This window comes from Nocardia flavorosea NBRC 108225 (assembly GCF_001613385.1).
GTDB classification, from domain to species: Bacteria; Actinomycetota; Actinomycetes; order Mycobacteriales; family Mycobacteriaceae; genus Nocardia; species Nocardia flavorosea.
Genome location: NZ_BDCG01000007.1, coordinates 25,860 through 51,512 on the forward strand (window position 1 = coordinate 25,860; position 25,653 = coordinate 51,512).

Sequence of the window (25,653 nt, forward strand, 5' to 3'; positions counted from 1 at the left end):
GTCCAAATTCTTCGGCGTCCGATTCACACCGGCGGTCAATTCACACAGGTGGGTCCGTCCTCGGCCGCCGCAATGGGCGGTGCGGGGGGCACCGGGGTCGCCGATGTCGACGTATCGCCGAAATCGATCACGTCCTCGCTGCCGGATCCGGGGCCAGCGTAGTCGCTTGCCAGCACCACGCTCACCGTCCCCGGTGCCAGCGCGGGGTCCGCGACGACCGGGATACCACCGAGCGCCGCGGCCACTGCCGCTGCTCCACGATCGGTTTCGGAGGCGGCGAGCACCTGGCTCTGCCAAGCTGTCCCGTCCGAATAGTTACCCACCTCGCCGGGCAGATAACCGAGTGCGGTGAGTTCCTGCGATACCGAACCGGCCAGTCCGGAAACCGAGGTCGCGTTGAAGACATCCACCTGCACTGTTCCCGGATCCGCGGCCGGAGCCGGGGCCGTGGTGGTGCCCGGGTCGGTGCTGCCGGCTTCCTCGCCGACCAGCCCCGCGACATAGTCCTGGACATCGTCGGGTTCCACCCGCACCACCGACTCACCGGTCGAGGTGGTGCCGTTGAGATCGGCGACGGGAATGGTCTCGAAGGTCACCTCGCCGGCGGACAGATCCTGGAGCTGGTTCAGGAACGCCAGCAGATCCCAGCCCTCGTCGAGCACGACGGTGCGGCCCACTGCATCGCTGAGCTCGCGCAACCGAGTGGGGTTGCTCAAGGTGTCGGTGCTGATCACCTGGTGGACGAGTTGAGCCATGAACACCTGCTGGCGCACGATCCGGTCCAGGTCGCCGCGTTCGAGATCGTGCCGCTGCCGGACGAAGCTGAGGGCTTGCGGGCCGTCCAGTTTCTGGCGGCCGGCCGGAAAATACGCACCGGACATAGGTTCGTCCACCGGTCGGCGCAGGCACACGTCCACACCACCCACCGCATCGGTGAGCAGCACGAAGCCGAGCAGACTGACCTCGGCGTAGTGGTCGACGGTGATACCGGTGAGCCCGGCCACCGAGCTGATCAGGGCCTGCCGGCCGCGCTGCGTAGATTTCTCTTCGGCGACTTCCGGGGTGGCGCCGTCGGCGAGCATATCGTCCTGTGCCGTCTGCTTGGTGATCCCGTACGCCGAGTTGATCTTGCCCTTGCCCAGTCCCGGAATATCGACATAGGCATCACGGGGAATCGAGATCGCGGTGGCCGAGCTACCGTCGTTGGGCACCCGCACCAGCACGATGGTGTCGGTATTCGTGCCGATCTCGTCACCCGCGTGCAGCATCGCGCGTTCGGCCTCGGTGAGCGGATCACCTTTCGCGTCGGTACGCGAATCCACGCCCACCAGCAGGATGTCCACGGCGCCGTCACGCTGCCCGCCGAGGCCCAGATCACTGATGCGTTCGATATTCGACACCAGCGTATCCACGCCCCGCCAGGCGAAGCCGGTACCCACCAGCACAATCAGAGCAACCGATGCGACGAATACCCGCGCCGGACTCCACAACGTCGGCTCCCCACGCTGCGCCACCTTTGAACTTCCTCTCCCCGTTCGGACCGGTCGAGGACCCCGATCCACTTCGCGTACGCCGTCGAAACACCTTCCGCTCCACGCAGGCTAACCAACGGCAGCCCGGGTGACATCGATTCGGCCCTTCGACGGCGTGCCAGACTGGGCCGGTGAACGATGTCGTGCCGCCCGGAACCGAACTCAGCGACCGGCTCGTGGTCACCGGGGCCGGCGGCCAGGTCGGCCGGGAACTGCTCCGGCTGGCGCCCACCGCCCGTGCCTACACCCGGTCCCGGCTCGACATCACCGATCCGGCGGCCGTGGAATCGGTACTGCGCCCGGGCGATATCGTCGTCAATTGTGCCGCGTACACCGCGGTGGACGGGGCCGAATCGGATCCCGACGCGGCCTTCGCCGGCAACGCGACCGGCCCCGCCGTGCTGGCGTCGGCCTGCACCGGAGCCGGCGCGCGGCTCATCCATCTCTCCACCGATTATGTGTTCCCCGGCACGGCGATCACACCGTACGAGCCCGGCGACCCGACCGGACCGGCCACCGTCTACGGTCGCTCCAAACTCGCTGGGGAACGCGCCGTCCGCGAAAACTGCCCGGATTCCCATATCGTCCGCACGGCCTGGGTGTACCGCGGCGCCGGCAGCGATTTCGTCGCCACCATGCGGCGACTGGAACAAGAACGGGACACGGTGAACGTGGTGACCGACCAGGTCGGCTCCCCCACCTACGCCGCCGATCTCGCCGCCGGCCTGCTCGAACTCGCCGGCCGCCCCGAAGCGCCCACTGTGCTGCATGCCACGAATTCGGGCCGGGCGAGCTGGTTCGAGGTGGCGCGCGCCGTGTTCGCCGGTATCGGCGCCGACCCCGATCGCGTGCGGCCGTGCACATCCGCCGAATTCCCCCGGCCCGCCCCCCGGCCTGCCTTCTCCGTATTGTCCGGCACCGCATGGCGAGGCGCAGGCCTGACACCATTGCGCCCCTGGGAATCCGCGCTCACCGAGGCATTGACCAGGACCGCCCGTTAGGGTGGGGCGCTGTGAGCGCTTCCGATACCCCGGGTCAACCGCATGACCGGCCACGACTGGCCGTGGTCACGGTCACGTATTCACCGGGCGAACATCTCGAGCATTTCATCAGCACCCTGAGCACGGCGACCGCGGAGAAACCGCAGGTGATCCTGGCCGACAACGGCTCGACCGACGGTGTCCCGGAACTGGTCGCCGAGGCCAACGCCCATGTGCGGTTCCTATCGACCGGCGGGAACATCGGATACGGCGGCGCCATCAACCGGGCCGTCGCCGAACTCGATCCCGACCTCGAATTCGTGCTGATCGCCAACCCCGATATCCGCTGGGGCAACGATTCCATCGACCTCATGCTCGAAGCCGCCCGGCGCTGGCCCCGTGCGGGCGCCATCGGCCCGCGGGTCCTGGAGCCGGACGGCAGCATCTACCCCTCCGCCCGATCGGTTCCGGGCCTGCTCGACGGCGCCGGTCACGCGATCCTGGGCGCGATCTGGAAAACCAACCCGTGGACCCGCCGCTACCGGCAGGAAAACGAGGAGATCTCCGAACGCGCCGTGGGCTGGCTGTCCGGATCGTGCCTGCTGGTGCGCCGAGAGGCGTTCGACTCCATCGAGGGATTCGACTCCCGCTACTTCATGTACATGGAGGACGTCGACTTCGGCGACCGGATGGGCAAGGCCGGCTGGCACAACGTTTTCGTCCCGGACGCCGAGGTCACCCACGCCAAAGGGCACGCCGCCGGCCGCAACCCCGAGAAGATGCTGCCTGCCCACCACGCCAGCGCCTACCGGTTCCAGGCCGACCGGCATCCGCACTGGTGGCAGGCCCCGCTGCGCTGGGCATTACGCGCCGGACTTGCGATTCGCTGCCGCATTGCGGTTCGATCCGCACTGCGTACCCGGCAGCAGGAACTCGCCGGCTGACCGGACCGGCCAGCGGCCCGGGTCGCACGGAACGGATGGGACAAGGGAGCTCCATGGCATCACAAGCAGACGCGGTCATCCTGGTCGGCGGGAAGGGTACGCGGTTGCGTCCGCTCACTCTGTCGGCGCCGAAACCGATGCTGCCGACCGCGGGGGTGCCGTTCCTGACCCATCTGCTGTCCCGTATCGCCGCGGCCGGACTCACCCATGTGGTGCTCGGCACCTCCTACAAGGCGGAGGTCTTCGAGGAGCATTTCGGTGACGGGGCCGACCTCGGACTGGAGATCGAGTACGTCACCGAAACCGAACCGCTGGGCACCGGCGGCGGTATCCGCAACGTGCTGCCCCGGCTCACCGCCGACAACATCATGGTGTTCAACGGTGATGTGCTGGGCGGCACCGATCTGCGGGCCATCCTGGAAACCCACGAAACCACCCGGGCCGATGTCACCCTGCACCTGGTGCGGGTGAGCGACCCCCGGGCTTTCGGCTGCGTCCCCACCGATGCGGACGGGCGGGTCACCGCGTTCCTGGAGAAAACCCAGGATCCGCCGACCGACCAGATCAACGCCGGTTGCTACGTGTTCCGGCGCGAGTACATCGAGAAGATCCCGGCGGGCCGCCCGGTATCGGTCGAGCGGGAGGTTTTCCCGGCGCTGCTCACCGAGGGCGCCCGGGTGCAGGGCCACGTCGACACCTCGTACTGGCGGGATATGGGGACGCCGGAAGATTTCGTCCGGGGTTCGGCCGATCTTGTGCGCGGTATCGCCCCGTCGCCGATCCTGCCCGGGCAACGCGGTGAATCGCTCGTCCACGAGGGCGCGGGAGTGGCGCCCGGAGCATTGCTGATCGGCGGTACCGTGGTCGGGCGTGGCGCCGAAGTCGGTGCCGGTGCCCGCCTGGACGGCGCGATTCTGTTCGACGGCGCCAAAGTGGAAGCGGGCGCCACGGTGGAACGCTCGATCATCGGATTCGGTGCCCGCATCGGGCCACGCGCCCTGATCCGGGACGGGGTCATCGGCGACGGTGCCAGTATCGGTGCGCGCTGCGAACTGCTGCGCGGGGCCCGGGTGTGGCCGGGTGTGGAGATTCCCGACGGCGGTATTCGGTATTCGACGGACGTGTAGCGGCCGGCGGTTGCCGGGGCGATCGCGGTGCGGACACATCCCGGTCCGAACGCGACCATCGGCGGCGCCGCGTCTTGCGAGGCCCTGAAAGGTTTCGTCCCGTCGCTGCTTTCCGTGCTCGATACGATGCGGCGCAGCGGCGAGTATCGAGTGCGGACAGCAGGGACCGAGGAGGCCGGAACCCGCGGCGCCGGGGGCGCCGCACATCGAACACAGCTCAGGCGAAACCCACGGCGCGTTCGCCCCAGGCGGTGAGCAACTCACCTTCCGGATCCGGGACCACGCGATCGACGGTGTCGATGAGCAGGGTTTCCCGCGATTCGGGATGGTAGGGCGGCCAGTGCTTGGAACCGTCCAACGCGGCGGGGACACCGTGGGCCGCGAAGGCCAGCCAGCGGCGCATCATCCGGCCCGAGACCTCGGCGGCCTGCCGGCGGCCGCCCAGCCAGAAGGTCGGATCGTGGTCGAAGGTGCCGAAGTTGCCGAAGATGTACGGCAGCTCCGTGGCGTGCCCGGCGCCGACGCGCGCGGCGCGCAGCATCGGGGTCGCATGGTCGAAGCGGTACATCCAGGTACGGGAATGCTGGGCATGACCGTCGGCCACCCATAGCGCGGGCATCCGGAACGCGGCATCGGTGGACATGGCCAGGGCACCACGCGGCTTCGCCAGGTCGGGGTACACCCGGGTGATCTCCGCGATACGTTCCGCGGACAGGTCGGGATGGCCGGTCTGAACCTGCTCGAGCATCGTGTTCACCGCCTCCGGCGTGACCGGCATGATCGGCGAACGGAACAGCCGGAACAGCGACGCCTCGTCTTTGTTGGTACCGATGATGAGCGGTACCCGGTGTGAGCGGCCGTCGCGAAACCGGTCGGTGGGGTAACCGGGCAGCAGATCCTCGTCCACCACCGGCGCGGCGGCGAGCGTACCGGGGGCCTGCAGCGGCACCTCGTCGATCAGCACCGCGGCCGCCCGCACGATCCGTTCGATCGGACAGGTCAGCAGTTCGGCCGCGCGTGACCTCGGCAGTTCCGCCAGTTCCAGAAAACGCTCCGCCACCCCGGCCGCGCGTTCCCGGCCGTAGACGGCGGTCGCGGGCGGGCTCTGCGCAATGGCACGCTGGAACAGGCCCGCGGCCCGGGGCGCAGTGAGCAACGCGGTGACACAGCCGGCACCGGAGGATTCTCCGAAGAGGGTCACGTTGCCGGGGTCGCCACCGAAACCGGCAATATTGTCGCGGACCCATTCCAGGGCAGCGAGTTGGTCGAGCAACCCCAGATTGGGGACGAATTCATCGTGCAGCGAGGACAGATCCAGGAATCCGAAGGCCCCGATCCGGTAATTCACCGTAACGACCACGGCATCACCGGCCGCGGCCAGATTGCCGCCGTCGTAGACGGCCTGTGCGGCCGACCCCAGGCAGTAGGCGCCGCCATGCAACCACACCAGCACCGGCCGCGGTTCCTCGGCGGTCGCGGCGGGGGTCCAGACGTTCAGCCACAGGCAGTCCTCGCCCATCGACAGTGAACGGTCCATCGGGACGGTGTTGTCCATATCCTGCGGGGCGACCTGGCCGAAGGCGACGCAATCGCGGATCCCGTCCCAGCGTTGCGGCGGCCGCGGCGGCCGGAACCGGCGCGGACCGGCGGGCGCGGCGGCGTAGGGGATCCCCCGCCACACCGATACCGCCCCCTCCCGGGATCCCCGGACCGCACCGAACTCGGTCCGGGCCACCGGGGCGGACCCGTCCACCCCAGGCGTTACCTCGAAGCACTGGACATTCATCACAGACCTCCTCTACCTGTGCATTCGAGGGTACGACCGAACTGGTTACAACTCGGTTCCAGAATTATCGCGTTGCGCCGGAAAAACCGGTGCGCGACATCTCTAGAATTCCGGCATGCCGAGTTACGAATTCCGGTGCCGCAGCTGCGGCAACACGTTCGAGGTCAATCGTCCGATGTCGCAGGCGTCGGATCCGGCCCGCTGCCCGGGTGGCCACGACGACACCGTGAAACTGCTCACGACCTTCGCGACGACCGGGCGGGCCGCGGCGCCTGCGGTATCGGCACCCGCGCCCACCGGCGGCGGCGGATGCTGTGGTGGGGGTTGCTGCGCCTGATCCGGAATCAGGCGCAGCAACCCAGCTCGGGACTGGTTCACGAAGCCCGGCAGCCGCTGGTGATCCACCAGCGGCAGCGCAACGCCGCGGCGCGAGGGGCGCCACGGCCCGCTGCCGGACGTGGTACCCGCGACGCGCCGGTCTGTTTCGATGTGTTTACCCGGCCCCGGGCTCTGCGACGCGCTCCCGGCGACAGTGGTCACAGCGCCCCACCTCCGGCCTGGTCGCCGACACCTGATACTCGCGGACAACCGGCGGTCGACGGCCGCCACCCCGGGTTCAGCTGCCGGGCGTCTCCGGAGTAGCGGCGTGCCCACGGTCGATATGCCCCAGGTCGCGGGCCGGATCGATGCGGTCACGGACGCGCTGCTTCAGTACCGCGATATCGGGAAAGCCGCCGTCGGTTTTGCGCTCCCACACCTGGTCGCCGTCCACGGTGATCCGGAAAACCCCGCCCTCGCCGGGGATCAATGCCACCTCACCGATATCGGTGCCGAAAGTGGTCAGAAGTTCCTGCGCCATCCAGCTCGCCCGGAGCAGCCAGCGGCACTGGGTGCAGTATTCGATGGCGATACGCGGCATGGCGTGCACACTACCGGTGGCGGACACGGCAATCGTCGGTCGCGGTTCACTCCCCGATTTCGCCGTCGAGATAGCACCAGGCTCCGTCGACGCGAGTGAACCGGCTGGTCTCGTGCAGACGGCCGCGACCGCCGGGGTCACGGTAGTGCGCGGTGAATTCCACCGTTCCGGTTTGCTCGAACGGGCCGCCGCCGGTTACCGCGTGAATCTCCAGGAACTGCCAGCGCCGGTCGGGGTCGAGGTCCAGCCGGTCGGGCCGGGTATCGGGATGCCAGGATCGGCGCAGATAGCCGGTATCCCCGAGCGCGAAGGCCGTGAACCGGGAACGCATGAGCGCTTCGGCGGTCGGGGCCGGGCGGCCGGCCAGCAACGGACCGCAGCATTCGGCGAACACCTCGCCGCGGCGACAGGGGCACGGTTTCGAATCGTCCACGGCTGACGATTCTGCGCGGTCCGCAAAAGCCGCGGCCGCCGGGCCGAGGCTACGGAAGTCAGCGGCGGACCGCGGCCAGTTCACCGGCGATACGCGCGGTGTCTTCCCGCCACCGGCGCAGTTCGGAGACACCCGGCGCCAGTTCGGTGTCGTGGTGATGGGCGGCATGGGACAGGGCGGTCCACAGCGCGGCAGTCCGCGCCGCGACAGACGGTCCGGCGATGACCCGCAGGGCCAGCAACTGCGCGCGCATCGGGCAGCGCGCGAGGTCGGGTTCGGTGCGCGCCCACAACTCGTCCACCGATTGTTCGAGCGCGATACGCAGAATCCATGCCGTCGCCCGCGACCACACCGCACCGGCGGCGGGCACCGAACCGTCGAGCAACCGGTCGACCACGACCAGCCGCTCGGCCACCGTGGGCCGCGGGAACCGGGCTTCGACGGGGCGGCCCGATGACCGGCCCGGTCGCCGGGGCTGCGTGGTCTCTCCGCGACGAACTCGCTTCCGGACCCGGCGCCGCGATACACGCCCTGCCGATCCCGATCCGCTCGCCGGCGCCACCCGGCCACCATCGGAACCGAGCGCCCCCTCGGCCGCGGTAGGCATTGCGTGACCCGACCGGAATATCGCCCGGCTCGCCGAGTCCGCCCGGGACACCCCTTCGTCCGCAGGGGGCAACGCCCGCCCTGCCGGGGGTGTCGGTCCGGCGGCTGTCCGGCCGGTCCCGGGATCGTCGGTTTCGCCCGGGGTCATCGGGCCAGCCAGTCCACGAACCGTTCGGTATCGGCGATCAGCTCGGACAGGTCGCGCGCGATCGGGATATGCGCGCCGGCAGTGGCGTCGCGGACGACTTCGACCGCCCATCGGCCTTCTTTGGCCAGCCGTATGTTCAGGTCCTCGATCCGGCGGCCGGGCCCCAGGACCGCGAGCGTGACCATGGCCCGGGTGGACTGGGCGGTATCGATGCGCCGCTGCACCTCACGATGATCCATCCCCTCGGCGAGCAGGATCCGTTTCGCGCGCGCCAGACCGGCCGCCTCCAGGGCCGAGCGGCAGCAGCTGGCGACCAGCTCGTCGGATATGGCCCGCGGCAGCTGCGGAGTACGCAGCAGGGCACGGGCGTCGTCGAGGTAGCGGTGCACCGGATCGCTGGACAGCCGGATCTCCACCACCGACCGTTCCCGGCGCTGTACTTCCAGGATCCGGGCGTCGATCTGCATCCGGCGCACCGCCTCGGCGAGCCGGTCGTCGTGGGTGAATACCACCACTTGCCGATCCCACGCCACGGTCGCGAGAACGCGGGCCAGACCGTCCACCTTCGCCGGATCCATCGCCTGCACCGGATCGTCGATCACGACGAAGCGGAAAGGACTGTCGGCCAGGGTGGCCCGGGGCAGGAAAAGAGCCAGGCCGAGGGCATGCAGTTCCCCCTGACTCATCACTCCGAGGGCGGCACCGTCCACCTCGTCCACGGTGACATCGAGTTGGACCCGGCGCGCGGAGTTCGCGTTGCCCTGCAACCGGATGCCACCGAGTTCGACATTGCTCTGCTGCCGCAGGCTCTGCCAGACCCACCGGGCGGTACCGGCCAGCGGGGCGAGCCGCTCGTCGCGCACCCGGGCGGTGGCCGATTTCAACCACACCTCGGCGGCCCGGGCGGTCTGTAGTTCCGCCGCCCGGGCGTGCACCGTGCGGGCGAGGTCGAGCCACCTGCGCAGTCGCGGGACCAACGGCGTCCACGCCTGCTCGAGGCGGTCCAGTTCCTTCACGGCACGCTGCCGCAGGAAACCGAGTTCAGCGGACAACCGCTCGTGGACGACACCGAGCGCGTCCGGATCCGGGTCTCCGAATTCGGTCAGCCGGCGCCACTGTGCCCAGGTTTCGGCCAGGGCGGCAGTATCGAGGTAAGCCGGTTCCGCAGTGGTGAGTTCAGCGGGCACATCGCCGATCACGGCGCGTAATTCGGCCAGCACTTCGCTCAATTCGGTGCGTGCGCGGACCAAACCGGCAGTTCGCTCGGAGAGTTCGTCGACGGCGGCAGCGGTTTCGGTCAGCCACCGCACGTCCAGGCTTCCCCGGCCGCACACCGGGCAGGGGCACCCGCTGCCCGAACTCCCACTGCCGGAGATGGTCTCGGGGTCGGATAGTCCGCCGATAAGCTTGCCTCCCCGGCCCTCGGACCGCACTGTTGCCGCCGCGGCACCGGAACCGCAGGCGTCCTCGCCCGATCTCCGGTGTGCCGGGTCCGCACCGGCGCTCTGCTCGGCCACATGGGAGTACGCAATCCGCAACAGATCGAGAATGCGCAGATCGGCTGCCGATGCCGGTGAGGTCGCCGCAGCGACGGCGGTCCGGGCGGTGCGGAGCCGGGCGAGCAGCTGCTCGATCCGAGCCTGCGGGGCCAGTTCGACGGCCAGGATTGCGCGCAGGGCGGCCGGTTCCGGTCCGCCGGTGGTTTCGGCCAGCAGGATTTCCAGTGCGGCGAAGTCGGGTTCGGGCCGGCGCAGGATCTGTTCGGCGCGTGCGGCCCGCCGGTCCGCGATGCGGGGTAGTTCGGCGAGCAGTAGTTGCCGTTCCCGGCGGGCAGTCCGGGACGCGCTCTCCATTTCCAGACGTACGGACCTGATGTGCTCGTGCGCGGCGATGAGCTCGTCCAGGCCCAGTAACCGGTGCAGGGCATCGAACAACTCACTGGGTTTCCCGTCGACCAGGGCGCCGAGTTCGCTGTAGGACAAAAACGGCCGGTACAACTCCATGGGCGGCGCCCACCGGCCGGCGGGAAAGGCGGTACCGGGTGCGCCGGCCCGGCACTGGACCCACTCTCCTCCGGTGAGCGGTTCACCGTCGGGCCACACCCGGGAGACGGTCAGCGCCGTCGCGGGTCCGTCGGTCCGCAGCTCCAATTCGATCCGGACCGGACCGGGGTGATGCAGGTTGCGCCATCCTTCCCGCCATGCCGCGGAACGGCCGTCCCATCGTCGATTCGCTCCGGTGAGCGCCAATTCGGCGGCCTCGGCGAAACTGGACTTACCGCTACCGTTACGGCCGGTGACCAGGGTGAGCCCGGGTCCGGGCGGTAATTCCAGCACGGTTTCGGGTCCGATACCGCGGAACCCTTCGACACGGATGTGGCGCAGGAACATACCGCTGAAATCGAAGGCGCTGCCATCGGCCGGGCCCGGCGGGTCACCGTCCGCCGCCGCGGCGGCGAGAGCGGTCCGGACGATCGCGGCGACCTCGACGGGCAGGCCGGGTTCCGCTTCGAGCTGCCGGAAGACCAGCTCCCCCGGCCGGATCGGGATTCGCTCGGATTGCTCACACACAGATTCCACGACTTCTCCACCCCCTCGAGACCACACGCGCTCCCCGGCCCCGGGTGTGATCGAACGATCGAAAGCTGTGCCGAACGCTACCGGATAGCGGACCGATCGCACAGGGGGACGGGATCGCGGGCGTCCGGGACGGTGCGGCTGTGACGGTTTCCCGATCGGATATGCCGGGGACGGAGACGAACCTGCCCGCGGGGATGGGATCTGGTCATCGGCCGATCCGACTCCGACCGATGGCCACCCCTCGCCAACCCCGTCGGGCAGCTCGTTGGTGTCACCCGCCTAGGGGTGGCTCGGTCTTGCCGAACAGAACAGGATGCCAGAGGCCTCGACATTGCGCAAGCGGAGCAGGGCCCGAATACCTCTCGGCGACAACCTCTTCCATATTCCTGTGGCAGAGACACCTTTGTGTCGGTGCGGTGCGATACAACTCTTCGGACCGAGAAAACGGGGGCACGATGATCGAACGATATGGACTCACCGGATGACACCGCAGTGGTCGGAGAACCAGGTGACAGCACTCGCGCCGGATACGAGTTCACTCACCGCCGCGCGCAAACTCGGCCAGAAATGGTCGGGCACAGGATGGTGCAAAACCGCACTGTGGGGATTGTGCAAGGGCAGTGGCCGGACTCCCTACCAGACGATCGTCGATCTGTCCGGGCCGGCGTTCCGGTGCTCGTGCCCGAGCCGGAAATTCCCCTGCAAACACGCGTTGTCGTTACTCCTGCTGTGGTCCGCCGGAACAGTGGGCGAAACCGCCGAAACGGCCGATTTCGCCGCCGAGTGGATCGGCCGCCGCGCAGTGACGGCGGCCGCCCCGAAGAGGAGTCGCGTCCCGAGCGCAGCCGCGGCTCAGCAGCGGCACGATCGGGTCACGGCGGGCTTGGCCGAACTCGAAACCTGGCTGACCGACCAGATCCGCACCGGGCTGGCCCAGACGGATCGCTCCCCCGCCGCGTTCGAAGCCATGGCCGCACGCATGATCGACGCACAGGCTCCCGGTATCGCCGCCGCGCTGCGCCGTTTGCCGGCCGCGGTGGTGGGACGGTCGAACTGGCCCGAAGTGATACTGGGCCGGTTCGCCTGGCTGCGTCTGCTGCTGGCGGCCCACGCGAAACTGGATACGTCGGCGGCATCGTCGGCGGCGACCGTCCGCACCCATATCGGTTATCCGACGGCGGCGGATACCGTCCTCGCCGAACCCGAGGTGCGCGACCGGTGGGTTACGCTGGGCATACGCACCGGCGAGGAAGACGGGCTCTACACCCGCCGCAGCTGGTTGTACGGGGTGAACACCCGCCGTCGGGCCGTCCTGATCGACCATTCGCACGGATCGCCGGCGTTCGCCACCGAGGTCCCTCCGATCGGCCTGGTAACGGAATCCGGCCTGCACTTCTATCCGGCGGCCGCGCCGCTGCGTGCCCTGGCCGGCCCCGGTGCCACCGCGCCCACACCGGACGCCGGTGCCATCGCGGCCATATCCGGATCCGGCACGATCGCCGACGCGCTGGGTGAATTCGCTTCGGCCGCCGCGGCCGATCCGTGGCTGGAGTCCTGGCCGGTGCTTCTGCGCACGGTCGTCCCGGTAGGGCAGGCCGGCGATTGGCTGCTCGCCGAACCCGACGGCACCGCGATCCCCCTGGTGGAGCCTGTCGAACCGTGGCGGCTCCTGGCTGTGTCCGGAGGGCGGCCGGTCACCGTCTTCGGTCTCTGGACCGGGCGAGCGCTGGAAGCCGTATCGGTACTCGCCGATGGGGAATTCCACGATCCCGGTCCCGTTGCCGATACCGCGTATACCGCTCTCACCGCCGGTCCGGAGGTGGCCTCGATCGCCTTGCTCGGCACCGCCCGGGGCGCCGCGGCGCTCCCGGCGCTTCCCGGCCCGGTCGCCGCGACCGCCGCGGCGTTGCCGGACACGGACGCGGCCCGCCGCCTGCTGGATGCCACGGCCTTGGAAATATCCTGGTCGCGGGGCGGATACGTACCCGTGCACGCCGAGTTGCCCGCGGAGCCCGCCGCCGAGGATCCGCGGCCGCTACTGCCCGCCGCCGCGGCCGACCGGGTGGCGCTGCTGATCGACTCCCGGCCGGAATTCCTCCCGGAATGGTTCGCCGCCGCCGCACCCCACGACTACCGCGCACCGGATCGGCTGGCCGGGGCACTGCTCGATTTCGCCGCGCGCGACAGCGGTCTGCGGGAGGCTGCTCTACGGCTCGCCGGTGCCCGGGGCCGCTGGCTGGCGGAATCGATTCCGCGCTGGCACAGCCTCGTCCGGCGCGACAGCGCAGATCCGGAACCGAGCGCCGAAACCTGGCGGTTGGGCCTGCCACCGGAACGGATCCGCTGGCTGGCCGCGCTGCGCCACCGCGACCCCGCCACCGCACGCGAAACCCTGGAGGCGGCCTGGCCACGGGAATCAGGGGCGCCGAAGGCCGAACTGCTGGCCGTTCTGTCCGATGGGCTGGGCCCCGAGGACGAGGCGCTGCTCGAACGGGCCCTGCGCGATCGCCGCGGCGACGTCCGCCGCACGGCCGCCGGGCTGCTGGCCCGGCTCCCCGAGTCGGCCTTCGCCGGCCGGATGTCCGCACGGGCCGGGGCCTGGCTGAAATACGCGGCCGCTGGGCCGGAACAGGCCGCCGAGCTGATCGTGGACATCCCGGATAGTCTGGACCCCGACACCGTCCGCGACGGTTTCACCGATAGCACCGTGGAATTCGGTTACCGCTGGAACGGACAACCCGATCCGAGTGCCGCCCGGCTGCGCAGACTCGTGGCCAACCTCCCGCTCATCCAGTGGACGACCACCCTGGGCCCCCCGAACCGGGCAGTGACGACCCGCATAGACGACCGCTTCCGCCAGCCGCTGTTCGACGGCTGGATGGACGCGGCACTCACCCAGCGTGATCCCGAATGGGCCGCTGCCCTGTTCGCCGCGGGCACGCCGTCGAATGCGGCGATCCTGCGGCGCCGGGAGTTGTTCGCCCTGATCCCGGCCGCCGACCAGGCGCGCCACCTGACCCGGCTGGATGCGTCGTGGCTGTCGGAAATCGAATCGCTGTTACCGGCCGTGGCCCGGCCGTGGCCACCGGAAGTGGCCCGGCACCTATTACATCTCCTCGCCGAGCGGGCCCGGACCGCGCAACGCCGCCCGGGGGCGCCGGGAACTCATCCGACCGCACACCGTTCACTGCTGCACACCGCTGCCCGCCATATGCCACCCGATTGCGAACAGGCGGCCGGCGCGGTGGCGAGCCGCTGCACCGACCGGGATTGGGCGATGGCCCTCGATCTGCTCGCCCACGAACTCCGCCAACGATCCGTAATGCTCGAGGAGCTGAATTGACCACCACCGAAACCGCCCCGCCCGCACCGCTGCTGCGCCCGCACGCGGAACAGGCATTCGCCGGCGAACTGACCGCACTCGCCGCCACGGACGACCGGCCCCGCCCACCGTCGTGGAAACTCTCGCCGTGGGCAGTGGTGACCTACCTGCTCGGCGGCACCCTGGACGACGGAACGGTGATCACCCCCAAATACGTCGGCCCGCGCCGGCTCATGGAGGTCGCGGTCGCCACTCTCGCCACCGATCGCGCGCTACTGCTCCTCGGCGTTCCCGGTACCGCGAAGACCTGGGTTTCCGAGCATCTCTCGGCGGCCGTCAGCGGGTCGTCCACCCTCCTGGTCCAGGGCACCTCGGGCACCGCGGAGGAGGCCGTCCGGTACGGCTGGAACTACGCCCGGCTGCTTGCCGAGGGGCCCAGTGACGGCGCCCTGGTGGCGTCACCGATCCTCGACGCCATGCGCACGGGAGCCATCGCACGGCTCGAGGAACTCACCCGGATCCCTTCGGATGTGCAGGATGCGCTGATCACCATCCTGTCCGAGAAGACCCTGCCGATCCCGGAGCTCGGGACAGAAGTCCAGGCAGCCAAGGGTTTCAATATCATTGCCACCGCCAACGATCGCGACCGTGGCGTGAACGAACTGTCCTCTGCCCTGCGCCGCCGGTTCAATACCGTGGTTCTGCCGCTGCCCGGCAGCGAGGGCGAGGAGATCGATATCGTCACCCGCCGGGTCGCACAACTGGGCTCGGCACTGGAGTTGCCCGAGGTACCGGCCGCCGCCGAGGAAGTGCGCCGGGTGGTGCGGATCTTCCGGGAGTTGCGCGCCGGTATCACGACCGACGGCCGGACCAAACTCAAATCACCATCGGGAACGCTGTCCACTGCCGAAGCCATCTCGGTGATCACCAACGGGATGGCGCTGTCGGCGCATTTCGGTGACGGAGTCCTGCGGGCCGCGGATATTGCGGGCGCTGTGATCGGTTCGGTGATCAAGGATCCGGTCGCCGATTCGGTGGTGTGGACGGAGTACCTCGAGGCCGTGGTCCGCGAACGCGACGAATGGTCCGATTTCTATCGCGCCTGCCGGGAGATCACCGGATGAACGAGTCAGGCCCGGAGGTGGTAGCGGAGCGTAACCACGCAGGGACCTCGCTCATCCGCAATCAACACAGCATGAACGAGTCAGGCCCGGAGGCGGTAGCAAGCGTGAACGAGGCCGGCGAGACCCGGGTCTACGGGATACGGCACCACGGGCCCGGTTCGGCTCGCTCGCTGCGTTCGGCGCTCGAGGAGTTCCGGCCGGATATGGTCCTGATCGAGGGACCTGCGGATGCGGACCCGCTGGTCCCGAATATAGCCGCCGATACGATGGAACCGCCGGTCGCGCTGCTGGGTTACGTTGCCGACGAACCGGCGCGCGCCGCGTTCTGGCCGTACGCGGTGTTTTCCCCGGAATGGCAGGCGCTGCGTTACGCCGTCGGAAACGGCATACCGGTACGGTTCTGCGACCTGCCCGCGGCGACCGCGCTGGCGGTCGACAACCGCGGCGGGGGCCGGGATGCCCTCGCCGAACTCGCCGCAGCGGGCGGCTATGACGACGCGGAACGCTGGTGGGACGCCGTGGTCGAATCGAGCACCGAGGCCGGGACTTTCCCCGCAATCACCGAGGCCATGGCGGCCCTGCGCGAAACCGCGCTCACCGTGCCGCCTTCCGATATCTCCGCGCCCGAGCCGGGCAAAGCGGCTGACGAGTCGGCCACCACCGGAGCACGAGCGCTACACCATCCGAACGGCGCAATCGATGCGCATGATCCCGTCGGAGCAGCAGACGGACGCACCGTTCCCGGTGCAGGCGGGTATTCGGGTGCCACCGGCGAATCTCGCGTTTCCGAGGCAGACGAAACACTCCGTCCGGTCGATGCGCCCAACGATCCCGTCGACGTGCTACCGCGGGTCACCGGCGATGCCGCCGAAGACGGCAGCGGAGTCGACGCCGGCCCCGACCCGCTGGTGCTCGATCGGCACACACTTGTCCGCGAGGCGCATATGCGGCAGATGCTGCGGCAGGCCCGCAAGGACGGTGGCCGGCGGATCGCTGTCGTCTGCGGCGCGTGGCATGCGCCCGCACTGTGCGATCCGCTCGGCCCGGCAAACGCCGATCAGCGCCTGCTGAAGGGGCTTCCGAAGGTCAAAGCGAAGCTGACCTGGGTGCCGTGGACGCATTCCCGTCTCGCTGCGGCCTCCGGCTACGGCGCGGGCATCACCTCCCCCGGCTGGTACCACCATCTGTTCACCGTCACCGAGCATCCGATCGCCTCCTGGCTCACCAAGGTCGCGCGGCTGCTGCGCGGTCATGACCTGCCGGTGTCCAGCGCCCATATCATCGAGGCCGTCCGGCTGGCGGAAACCCTTGCTGTGCTGCGCTCACGACCGTTGGCGGGACTGTCCGAGGTCACCGAGGCGACCCGGGCGGTGCTGTGCGAGGGCGACGATACGGTGTTGCGGCTGGTCGGTGCGGAACTCGTGGTGGGTGAAGCGCTCGGTGCTGTGCCGGCCGACACGCCCACCGTGCCGTTGGAGGCCGATCTACGCGCCCAGGCGCGCTCGCTGCGGCTGAAACAGGAGGCACTGTCACGATCCTTGGACCTGGATCTGCGCAAGGATCGCGATATCGCCAAATCGCGGCTGCTGCATCGGCTGCGGCTGCTCGGCCTGCACTGGGGTGTTCCCGCGACCGGTGCCGCCGGATCCACCGGAACATTCCGGGAGGCCTGGGAACTGCGCTGGGAGCCGGAATTCGCGGTCCGGGTGATCGAGGCGTCCCGCTGGGGTACCACTGTGCAGGCAGCCGCCGAGGCGAAGATCCTCGATACGGCGGGCCGCGACGGCAGCGGTGTGGCCGAACTGACCGATGCCCTGGAATTCGCGCTGCTGGCCGAGCTACCGGGTGCCCTCGACGGCCTGATCCGCCGGCTCGGTTCCGCGGCCGCGATCGATCACGACATCACCCATTTGCTCGCCGCGCTACCGGGTGTGCTGCGCACCCTGCGCTACGGCGATGTGCGCGGCACCGATACCTCGGCCCTGGCCCAGGTCGCCGACAGCATGCTCGTGCGGATCTGCGCCGGTCTCCCGGCAGCAGTCACGGGGCTCGGTGACGATACAGCCGCCGCCCTGCGCGCACAGCTCGATGGGTTGAACACCGCGATACACACCCGCGACGACCCGGAATCCACCGAACGCTGGCTGGTGGCGCTGGCGCGGCTGGCCGACCGTCCGGATATCCACGGGATGCTTACCGGCCGGGTGGTCCGGCTGCTCTGTGATGCCGGCCGGTTCGAACCGGAGGAGGCCTCCCGCAGGCTCGCCGCCGCACTGTCGGTCGGCAATACCGCGGCCGCGAAGGCCGCGTGGGTGGACGGTTTCGTCGGCGGCCGGGGACTGGTGCTGGTCCACGACCGGGCCCTGCTGTGTCTGATCGACGACTGGCTCGCCGGCCTCACCGGCGATCAGTTCATGGAAGTGGTGCCGCTGCTGCGCCGTACCTTCGGCGCCTTCGAGTCCGGGGAACGCCGGGCCATCGGGTCGGCCGTGCGCGATAGCGGCTCGCGGGCACCCGCCGCCCGCGCCGAGATCGACGACGAACGCGGCAGGATCGTATTACGCGCTGTCGCAGACATTTTGGGGGTACCGGCATGACAGGCACCGCAGCACACCCGGTCGCGGACGAGGAGCGACTACGCCGGTGGCGCCTCGTTCTCGGCGGCGCGGCCGAGCCCGCGCTCGGCGAGCTCACCGGGGCCGGCGATGCGGCCGTCGACAAGGCGCTGGGGGCTGTGTACGACACGAATCGCGGGGGCGGCCGGTCGAGCGGTGACCGGTCCGGTGGCCTCGGTCGATCGGCGCCACGGGTCGCCCGCTGGCTCGGCGATATCCGTACATACTTCCCGTCGACCGTGGTCGAGGTGATGCAGCGGGATGCCGTGGACCGGCTCGGCCTCACCCAGTTGCTGCTCGAACCCGAACTCATGGAGGCGGTCGAACCCGACGTTCATCTGGTCGGGACACTGCTCAGCCTGAACCGGGTGATTCCGGAGACCACCAAATCGACTGCCCGGATGGTGGTCGGGAAGGTGGTCGAGGAAATCGAGGAGCGGATCGCCGCCCGCACCGTCGCCGCGGTGAGCGGGGCACTCAACCGGGCCACCCGTACCACCCGGCCCAAACCCCGCGATATCGACTTCGACCGCACCATCCGCAAGAACCTCGCGAACTATCTGCCCGAGCAGCGCACCATCATCGCCGAACACCTGGTCGGGTACGGCCGGCGGTCGCAGGCGGTGCACCGTGACGTGATCCTGGCCATCGATCAATCCGGGTCGATGGCTTCCAGCGTCGTGTATTCCTCGGTGTTCGGCGCGGTCCTGGCTTCCATGCGCGCGCTACGCACCTCGCTGGTGGTTTTCGATACCGAGGTCGTCGATCTCACCGATAAGCTCAGCGATCCGGTCGATGTGCTGTTCGGTACCCAGCTCGGCGGCGGCACGTATATCAATCGCGCCATCGCCTATTGCGAGTCACTCATCACCCGGCCCACCGATAGCTTGTTCTTCCTGATCTCGGATCTCTACGAGGGCGGCGTCCGCGAGGAGATGCTGCGCCGGATCAACGCGATGAAGGAAGCCGGAGTGCAGGTGGTGGTGCTGCTGGCGCTCTCCGACGACGGCGCCCCGTCCTACGATCGCGAGAACGCCGCCGCACTGGCCGCGCTCGGCGTTCCCGCGTTCGCCTGCACTCCGGACCGTTTCCCGGATCTGCTGGCCGAAGCCCTCAACCGGGGCGATCTCCGCCACTGGGGCACCGACGGAATGTAACCCGACGGCCCGGTCGGCTGCACCGCAACCGCCAGGCTCCCCGGCCCCACCGCGGAGTGGAGAACGAGACCCGAAGGGCCCCGACCCCGCGCCGCCGGAGGCGGCGCCATAGATACAGCTCAGATATCGGCGATAGCGGCCAATGGTGGGGTGCGGGCGGCACGCACGGCGGGCCAGAGCGCTGCCAGCACACCCACCACCGCGGAACCGATCAGCATGTACACCAGCTGATCCCACGGAACCGCGATCTGGTCCAGGCCGAGATCGCGCAGGGTGCGCAGGAATCCGACGCCGAGTCCCAGTCCGAGCACCGCACCGACGAGTGCGCCGAAGACCGCGATGAGCATGGATTCCAGATAGATGGTGCGCCGGACCTGCGAACGCTGGGTACCGACCGCGCGCAACATACCGATTTCGCGTCGTCGCTCCACCACCGACAGCGCGAGCGTGTTGACGATCCCGAGTACCGCGATCACCACCGCCAGGGCGAGCAGGCCGTACAGAATCGCCAGCATATTGTTGATCTGCTTCGCGTTCTCGCCCTTGAATTGCTCGCGATCCTGCACCTGGACGATCACGAATTCCTCGGTGGCCCGTTCCAGATCGGTTCGCATCGCGGCCAGATCGGCGTCGGGCGCCGCCCTGATCAGCACCGCGGCCTCGGTCCGCATGGATACCGGCATCGCTTTTTCGTAGACCGCGGACGGTACGATCAGCGGCCCCAGTACCTGCGAATCCGCATACACACCGGACACGGTCAGCGGGATTTCGGCACCCCCCAGCGTGTTGATCACCAACTGTTCGCCGGCGCCGGTGCCGTGTTCGATCGCCTCGTCCTCGCTGAGCAGAATTTCCGATTCACCCAGTGACGCTGTACCGCTGAGTATGTCGATATTCACGACCTGTTCGAGCGGGCCGTCCGGCGAGGTGCCGAATTCGTCGTCGTCGCCGATCCTCAGCGCTACCCCGCGTAGTCCGACGACGTCGGCGGCCGCGGGCACCTTCTCCCGGACCGCGTCGCTCGCGCCCGCCGGTACGCCCATCATCGGTGGCCCGGCGAGGACATAATCGGCCTCCACGCCTTGATCGACGAGCCGGGAGATGCTGACCTTCGCCGATTCGCCCAGCATCCCGATCGCTGTGACCAGCATCAGCCCGAGGGTCAGCGCGAAGGCGGTCGCCGCGGTGCGCCGCGGATTGCGGATCGCATTGTTGCGCGCCATCTGCCCGATCGGACCGAACGGCCGGATCAACCAGCCGAGGCCGGCCAGTACGGGTCGCGACAATGCCGGGGCGGCGAACAGTACGGCGAGGATCAGCCCCAGTGCGCCGACCCCGACGACCGCCGCGGCGCCGCCGCCGGTGTTCCGCGCACCGAGCACCACCAGCACTACTCCCGCGACCGCGAGGACCGCGCCCGCGATCGTGCGCCCCCGCAGCGAATCGCCGGCGGAGGCGAACTCTTCGCGCATCGCCTGCACCGGCGGAATCCGGGACGCTCGCCGGGCCGGCGCGTACGCGCTCACCACGGTCACCAGCAACCCGACCGCGAAAGCCACCAGTACGGTGCGCGGCAGTACCGCCATGGTTCCGGTCGGCAGGCCGAGGTCGAAGGCGTTCAGCACCGCCGCCAATCCGTAGGCGAGTGCGATACCCGCGAACAACCCGAGCAGGCTGCCGATGACACCGACGATCAACGCTTCGGCGACCACCGAGCGGCCGACCTGCCCGCGGCCGGCGCCCACGGCGCGCAACAGTGCCAGTTCCCGTAGTCGCTGCGCCACCAGCATGGAAAAGGTGTTGTAGATGATGAAGGTGCCGACGATCAGCGCGATGGCGCCGAACGCGAGCAGGAAGTAGTTCAGGAAGTTCAGTGCCTCGGAGATTTCGGCCTTCATCTCCGCGCGGACCTGGTCGCCGTTCTGTGCCTTGTAGTCCGGGTAGAGCATGGACAACCGGTCGCGCAGGGTATCGCCGGGAACTCCCTCGGCCGCGATATCGAGGTAGGCGACGTGCGTACCGTCGGTGAACAGTTCCCTGGCCTGGGCCTCGGTGAACTGCACTCCGATGAAACCGCCGGTATCGGTGGCCGGGGCGTAGAGCCCGGTGACGGTGACATCGATCGGACCGGGGTGGGAGGGCACCAGCACCTTGGTGCGATCCCCCACCGCGATACCTGCGCTTTCGGCGGCGCCGGTGTTGAGCGCGACCTGCCCCGGTTCGGCCGGCGGTACGCCCGCGACGAACGGGTCCGGTTGGGCGACCGATCGCTCGGGCGGCAGATAGGCCAGACCGAAGCTCGGCGCCCCGCCGGTCTGCACGGCCTTCTTTCCGGCCGGGTCGAGGAGCACCACCGAACCTTCGATACCGGGCGCCACGGTCCGGACGCCGTCCATGGCGGCCACATCGTCGACCACGTCCTGCGGGATACCGGGAGACTGCCGTTCCTCGGGACTCAACCGGACGTCCACCCCGGCGGCTTCGCCTGCGAAAATCCCGTCGAAGGTGCGCTGCAGAGTATCGGTGAAGACAAAAGAGCCCGCGATGAACGCGGTTCCGAGCACCACGGACAGCAGCGTGAGCGCCAGCCGGACCTTGTGTGCGGCGAGATTGCGCAGGGCGACCGTGCGCATCGGGTGTGCGGCCACTATCGGGTCTCCTGTGTCGTGCGGGGAGACCCTGCACCCCGGTCGGTCCGGCGAATGGCAGCGGGTGGGCGATTCACCGGGCCTCCAGCGCCTTCATGCGGTCCAGCACGGTGTCGGCTGTCGGATCGCGCATCTCGTCGACGATACGACCGTCGGCCAGGAAGATCACCCGGTCGGCGTACGCGGCGGCGGCGGGTTCGTGGGTGACGATGACAACGGTCTGGCCGAATTCGTCCACCGCCGCCCGCAGAATCGACAGCACCTCACCGGAGGACCGCGAATCGAGGTTGCCGGTCGGCTCGTCACCGAAGATGATTTCCGGTTTGCCTGCCAGCGCCCGCGCACACGCGACCCGCTGCTGCTGCCCACCGGACAGTTCGCTGGGCCGGTGGCCGAGCCGGTCCTCCAGGCCCAGCCGCTTCAGTACGGTCGCCAGCCATTCCGCCTCGGGCGGGCGACCGGCGATATCGAGCGGCAGGGTGATGTTCTCCAGTGCGGTCAGCGTGGGGACCAGGTTGAATGCCTGGAAGACGAATCCGATCCGGTCCCGCCGCAAGGCCGTCATCTCCTTGTCGGAGAGATCGGTGAGTTCGGTGTCGCCGATCCGCACCTGCCCCGCACTCGCCGAGTCCAACCCGGCCAGACAGTGCATGAGAGTGGATTTACCCGAACCGGACGGCCCCATGATGGCGGTGAATTCCCCGCGGGCGAAATCGACCGATACCGCATCGAGGGCCGTGACCCGGGTCTCCCCGGACCCGTAGACCTTCGTCAGTTCGAGGGCACCGGCGGCGACGGCGGACGCGGAGCCGGCCGCATCCGTATCGACAGCATGAGCAGTCATGGGTCCAGTCTGTCGGGCCGCGCGCTGCCGCGCCATCCGGGATACCCCTGACCCCGGGCCCCGCGCCGTCGTTCTCTGGTAGCGGGTGCATCCACCCGACGCCTTCGACCGACCCGGCCGTGAGGCATCTACATCACTCTTTCGAACAGCCCCACATTTGTCCCCACGGCACCGCCGAGTTCAGCAAAACCCTGGACAACCACCCGCGCCGCCGGAGACGGCGCAATAGATACGGCTCAGTTCAGTGGCGCGGACTTCCACCAGGTCACCATCTCGGGGATGGTGCCGACGATGCCGTCGGTGTACATCAGATACTGTGCCCGTTCCGGATGGTTGGTGAATACCGTGATCATCTTGGGGCCGTCGCTGTCCCAGGTGTAGTTGGTGTAGGTGCGGCTGCCGTTGGTTTCGCTGGTTTTCTCCGCCGTGGCGGGCAGGCCCTTGACGACCGAATCCACCTCGGCGGCGGAGTCGTAGACGTAGATCCGGTAGAACGGGTCTTCGTTGTTACCGCCGCCGTAGCAACGCCACTGCCAGGCCCATTTCCCGAAATCCGGTTCGCCGTCGTCCGGGGTGGGGGTGTAGCCGTCGTCGGTTTCCCAGCATTTCGCGCCGTCGTAGCCGATTTCCTCGTCTTTGGTCGCGGGGACCATCCGGGGGAACTCTTTGCTGATCGAATCCGCGTTGGCCGGAACCGGGGCGACGGTGGTCTGGGTGCTGGTGGTGGGCCCGGCCTGGTTGCCGCCGTCGTCGCCGCTGGAGGCGAGGGCCACGACACCGATCACCACACCGATCAGCACCACGAGGCCGACACAGATGGCGACGATGAGCCCGGTATTCGATCTGGCCGGTGGCGGCCCGCCCTGCGGCATCTGCCCCATCGGCTGTGGGTAGCTGGTGGGCTGGGTGTAGGCACCCGAGCCGCCACCGTACGGCTGGGCGGGGTTCGGATATCCCGGCCCGCTCCCGTAGGGCTGCTGGTGCATATCTCCGCCGGGCCGTCCCATATCGACCGGCTGCTGCTGGAAACCGGCGGCGTACTGGGGCTGCTGTCCCTGCTGGGCGCCGCTGATGTACGGCGGTGGCTGCTGGACACCACTGGCATACGGCTGAGCTTGGGTGCCGCTGGCATACGGCTGCGGCGCCGCGGTGCTCGGATACGGATTCGCGCCGCTGCTGTACGGGGCGTTCGGTGGCTGGTAGTTCGGGTTCACCGTGGTGGGCGGCGGCATTGCGGGTGAACTCGGGGAGGTCAGTGCTTGTTTCGCGGCCTCGGCGAACTCGCTGCACGACGCGAAGCGATCGTCGGGGCGTTTGGCCATCGCCTTGGCCAGCACCATATCGAGCGCCGGGGGCAGTTCGGGCCGGGCCGCGCTCAGCGACGGCGGCGGCGATTGCAGATGCCCCTGGATGACCCCGGCCGGGTTGGTCGAGGTGAACGGTCCGTTGCCGGTGAGCAGCCAATACAGCGAACACGCCAGCGAATACTGATCCGAGCGATGGTCCAGATCGGCGCCGGTGAGCTGTTCGGGCGAGGCATATGCCAGCGTGGCGGTGAACGTACCGGTCTGGGTGAGGTGCCCGGTATCGTCGCGTAGCCGCGCGATACCGAAATCGGTGAGGTAGACCCGTTCGCCGCGGCCGCCGGTGGACCGCGCCAGCAGGATGTTGGCCGGTTTGACGTCGCGATGCATCACACCCATGCCGTGGGCGTAGTCCAGCGCGGAAGCGGTTTCGGCGATGATCTGCACGGCCCGTTCCGGCGGCAGATTCTTCGGATCGACCGACGCGGCATCGATACCGTCGATGTACTGCATGGAGATCCACAGTTGCTCGTCCTCGAGCCCGCGGTCGTATACCGTCACGATATTGGGATGGTCCAGGCGGGCGACCAGATCGGCCTCCCGTTCGAATCTGGCGCGCACCTCCTTATCGAAGAACATCTCCCGATTCAGTAGTTTCAGCGCCGTCATCCGCGGCAGTCGCGGATGTTTCGCCAGGTAGACCGAGCCCATCCCACCCCGGCCGAGTTGCCGGTCGATGACATAGCCGGCGAAAACATCGCCGTTGGCCAGCATGTCCACTCCAATTCCCGCCACGCTGCCGGGACCCACCGGCAGCAGTTGCGTAGACGAAAAACGTGACCGGACCGCAGCGGTTCGGTCACGCGAAATCATCGAAACCATAGCAGGAGTCGATGCTGCGCCGACGGCTCTCGCCTCCGGGCAAAACCAGTACCCGGGACGCCCGGCGCGGGTATCGGCTTCGCCCGCTCGGCCCCCGCACGCGCACACCGCCGCCTCGGCCGTGGCCGGACCCGTTCCGGGCTCCACCCCGACGGGGTAACCGGCTTGTCGTTCCTGCAGGCGCCGCCGGATCGTGAACTGTGCCGGCTACCCGGTCAAGGTGCAGCGCCGGGGCGTGGTGGCGGACCGCCGAGATCGGGCGGGTCCGCGCCCGGGCGCCGGCGGAAGCCGGGCAGATCGATGACCGCGGGGTCGGCGGGTTCCGCGCGGGGCCGGTCGACCGGCCGTGGGAGGTCGCCGGGACCGCGGGTTCCGGGGCCGGGTGGCCGGAATTCGTTCGGTGCAGGCGGGGGTTCTCCCGCGTTCGGCGGCGGGCGGTTCCCCGCGCCGCCGGACCGCGGGCCGCCGCCACGGGGGTGGCGGAATTCGCTGGACCCGTACGGCGGCGCCGCCGGACCCGGATGCCGGTATTCGCTGGAGGCGTGCCGCGGCGGAACCACACCGGTCTGGCGATATTCGGTGGATCGGTACGGCGGCGCACCCCGCCCGCCCGGTTGCCCGAACTCTCCCGAACCGTAGCCGGGACCGCCGGGTCCGTGCCGCGGTCCGGGACGTAAACGCACCCCGGGCCCCGGCGGGCGCC

17 protein-coding genes are annotated in these 25,653 nt (G+C 69.0%); 8 read left to right on the forward strand and 9 right to left on the reverse strand.

Features of this window, described 5'->3' with window-relative positions; all coding sequences use genetic code 11:
* Window positions 1-35: 35 nt before the first annotated feature.
* Entirely contained in the window at window positions 36-1,514 is a 1,479-nt protein-coding gene (locus tag NFL01S_RS08030; protein ID WP_062973071.1) for an LCP family protein, read from the reverse strand.
* Window positions 1,515-1,663: 149 nt separating this feature from the next.
* Between NFL01S_RS08030 and rfbD the strand changes: the two genes are divergently transcribed.
* The 3 genes from rfbD to manB are packed head-to-tail and all read left to right on the forward strand — an operon-like array spanning window position 1,664 to window position 4,583.
* Window positions 1,664-2,533 carry a dTDP-4-dehydrorhamnose reductase gene (gene rfbD, locus NFL01S_RS08035; protein ID WP_245670568.1) on the forward strand — a complete coding sequence of 290 codons (870 nt, stop codon included), beginning with the start codon at window positions 1,664-1,666 and terminating at the stop codon, window positions 2,531-2,533.
* An 11-nt stretch (window positions 2,534-2,544) separates the two neighbouring features.
* Window positions 2,545-3,456 carry a glycosyltransferase family 2 protein gene (locus NFL01S_RS08040; RefSeq protein WP_062973073.1) on the forward strand — a complete coding sequence of 304 codons (912 nt, stop codon included), beginning with the start codon at window positions 2,545-2,547 and terminating at the stop codon, window positions 3,454-3,456.
* A 53-nt stretch (window positions 3,457-3,509) separates the two neighbouring features.
* Complete coding sequence (manB, locus tag NFL01S_RS08045; RefSeq protein ID WP_062973075.1) at window positions 3,510-4,583, forward strand: mannose-1-phosphate guanylyltransferase; 1,074 nt, start codon at window positions 3,510-3,512, stop codon at window positions 4,581-4,583.
* A 217-nt stretch (window positions 4,584-4,800) separates the two neighbouring features.
* Here manB and NFL01S_RS08050 read toward each other — a convergent pair whose 3' ends face one another.
* On the reverse strand, window positions 4,801-6,369 hold the full coding sequence (locus NFL01S_RS08050; RefSeq protein WP_084492506.1) for a carboxylesterase/lipase family protein: 1,569 nt from the start codon (window positions 6,367-6,369) through the stop codon (window positions 4,801-4,803).
* A gap of 115 nt (window positions 6,370-6,484) precedes the next feature.
* Here NFL01S_RS08050 and NFL01S_RS34230 point away from each other — a divergent pair, with 115 nt between their 5' ends.
* Window positions 6,485-6,706, forward strand: a complete 222-nt coding sequence (locus NFL01S_RS34230) for an FmdB family zinc ribbon protein (RefSeq protein WP_084492507.1) — start codon at window positions 6,485-6,487, stop codon at window positions 6,704-6,706.
* A 279-nt stretch (window positions 6,707-6,985) separates the two neighbouring features.
* On the opposite strand, the gene NFL01S_RS08060 is transcribed toward NFL01S_RS34230, so the two are convergent.
* The 4 genes from NFL01S_RS08060 to NFL01S_RS08075 all read right to left on the reverse strand — a co-directional run bounded on the left by NFL01S_RS08060 (window position 6,986) and on the right by NFL01S_RS08075 (window position 11,054).
* On the reverse strand, window positions 6,986-7,288 hold the full coding sequence (locus NFL01S_RS08060; protein WP_062973101.1) for an Rdx family protein: 303 nt from the start codon (window positions 7,286-7,288) through the stop codon (window positions 6,986-6,988).
* A 46-nt stretch (window positions 7,289-7,334) separates the two neighbouring features.
* A complete protein-coding gene (locus NFL01S_RS08065; protein WP_062973103.1) occupies window positions 7,335-7,721 on the reverse strand; it encodes a YchJ family protein in 387 nt (128 codons plus the stop codon).
* A gap of 58 nt (window positions 7,722-7,779) precedes the next feature.
* Window positions 7,780-8,136: a hypothetical protein gene (locus NFL01S_RS08070; RefSeq protein ID WP_062973081.1), complete on the reverse strand. Its 357-nt coding sequence runs from the start codon at window positions 8,134-8,136 to the stop codon at window positions 7,780-7,782.
* A 335-nt stretch (window positions 8,137-8,471) separates the two neighbouring features.
* A complete protein-coding gene (locus NFL01S_RS08075) occupies window positions 8,472-11,054 on the reverse strand; it encodes an AAA family ATPase (RefSeq protein WP_245670569.1) in 2,583 nt (860 codons plus the stop codon).
* A gap of 481 nt (window positions 11,055-11,535) precedes the next feature.
* On the opposite strand from NFL01S_RS08075, the gene NFL01S_RS08080 reads away from it, so the two are divergent.
* From NFL01S_RS08080 to NFL01S_RS08095, 4 genes are all read left to right on the forward strand, one after another.
* Window positions 11,536-14,397 (forward strand): DUF5691 domain-containing protein, encoded by a 2,862-nt coding sequence (locus tag NFL01S_RS08080; protein WP_062973083.1) that lies wholly within the window; start codon window positions 11,536-11,538, stop codon window positions 14,395-14,397.
* Complete coding sequence (locus NFL01S_RS08085) at window positions 14,394-15,500, forward strand: ATP-binding protein (protein ID WP_062973085.1); 1,107 nt, start codon at window positions 14,394-14,396, stop codon at window positions 15,498-15,500. Before NFL01S_RS08080 ends, NFL01S_RS08085 begins: the two co-directional genes overlap by 4 nt.
* Window positions 15,501-15,571: 71 nt before the next feature.
* A complete protein-coding gene (locus NFL01S_RS08090; protein ID WP_062973107.1) occupies window positions 15,572-18,097 on the forward strand; it encodes a DUF5682 family protein in 2,526 nt (841 codons plus the stop codon).
* On the forward strand, window positions 18,094-19,272 hold the full coding sequence (locus NFL01S_RS08095; RefSeq protein WP_062973087.1) for a VWA domain-containing protein: 1,179 nt from the start codon (window positions 18,094-18,096) through the stop codon (window positions 19,270-19,272). The genes NFL01S_RS08090 and NFL01S_RS08095 overlap by 4 nt, the downstream gene beginning before the upstream one ends.
* Before the next feature lie 119 nt (window positions 19,273-19,391).
* On the opposite strand, the gene NFL01S_RS08100 is transcribed toward NFL01S_RS08095, so the two are convergent.
* The 3 genes from NFL01S_RS08100 to NFL01S_RS08110 form a co-directional block, all read right to left on the reverse strand.
* A complete protein-coding gene (locus NFL01S_RS08100; protein WP_062973089.1) occupies window positions 19,392-21,905 on the reverse strand; it encodes an ABC transporter permease in 2,514 nt (837 codons plus the stop codon).
* Window positions 21,906-21,993: 88 nt separating this feature from the next.
* A complete protein-coding gene (locus NFL01S_RS08105; RefSeq protein ID WP_062973091.1) occupies window positions 21,994-22,764 on the reverse strand; it encodes an ABC transporter ATP-binding protein in 771 nt (256 codons plus the stop codon).
* Between the two features lie 236 nt (window positions 22,765-23,000).
* Entirely contained in the window at window positions 23,001-24,842 is a 1,842-nt protein-coding gene (locus tag NFL01S_RS08110) for a serine/threonine-protein kinase (protein WP_062973093.1), read from the reverse strand.
* Window positions 24,843-25,653: the final 811 nt, after the last annotated feature.

Excerpts from the sequence above, each read along its gene's own strand:
- manB (WP_062973075.1), top strand. The coding sequence starts at position 3,510 with ATGGCATCACAAGCAGACGCGGTCATCCTGGTCGGCGGGAAGGGTACG.
- NFL01S_RS08050 (WP_084492506.1), bottom strand. The coding sequence starts at position 6,369 with ATGAATGTCCAGTGCTTCGAGGTAACGCCTGGGGTGGACGGGTCCGCC.
- NFL01S_RS34230 (WP_084492507.1), top strand. The coding sequence starts at position 6,485 with ATGCCGAGTTACGAATTCCGGTGCCGCAGCTGCGGCAACACGTTCGAG.
- NFL01S_RS08060 (WP_062973101.1), bottom strand. The coding sequence starts at position 7,288 with ATGCCGCGTATCGCCATCGAATACTGCACCCAGTGCCGCTGGCTGCTC.
- NFL01S_RS08080 (WP_062973083.1), top strand. The coding sequence starts at position 11,536 with ATGACACCGCAGTGGTCGGAGAACCAGGTGACAGCACTCGCGCCGGAT.
- NFL01S_RS08090 (WP_062973107.1), top strand. The coding sequence starts at position 15,572 with ATGAACGAGTCAGGCCCGGAGGCGGTAGCAAGCGTGAACGAGGCCGGC.
- NFL01S_RS08095 (WP_062973087.1), top strand. The coding sequence starts at position 18,094 with ATGACAGGCACCGCAGCACACCCGGTCGCGGACGAGGAGCGACTACGC.
- NFL01S_RS08100 (WP_062973089.1), bottom strand. The coding sequence starts at position 21,905 with ATGCGCACGGTCGCCCTGCGCAATCTCGCCGCACACAAGGTCCGGCTG.
- NFL01S_RS08105 (WP_062973091.1), bottom strand. The coding sequence starts at position 22,764 with ATGACTGCTCATGCTGTCGATACGGATGCGGCCGGCTCCGCGTCCGCC.
- NFL01S_RS08110 (WP_062973093.1), bottom strand. The coding sequence starts at position 24,842 with ATGCTGGCCAACGGCGATGTTTTCGCCGGCTATGTCATCGACCGGCAA.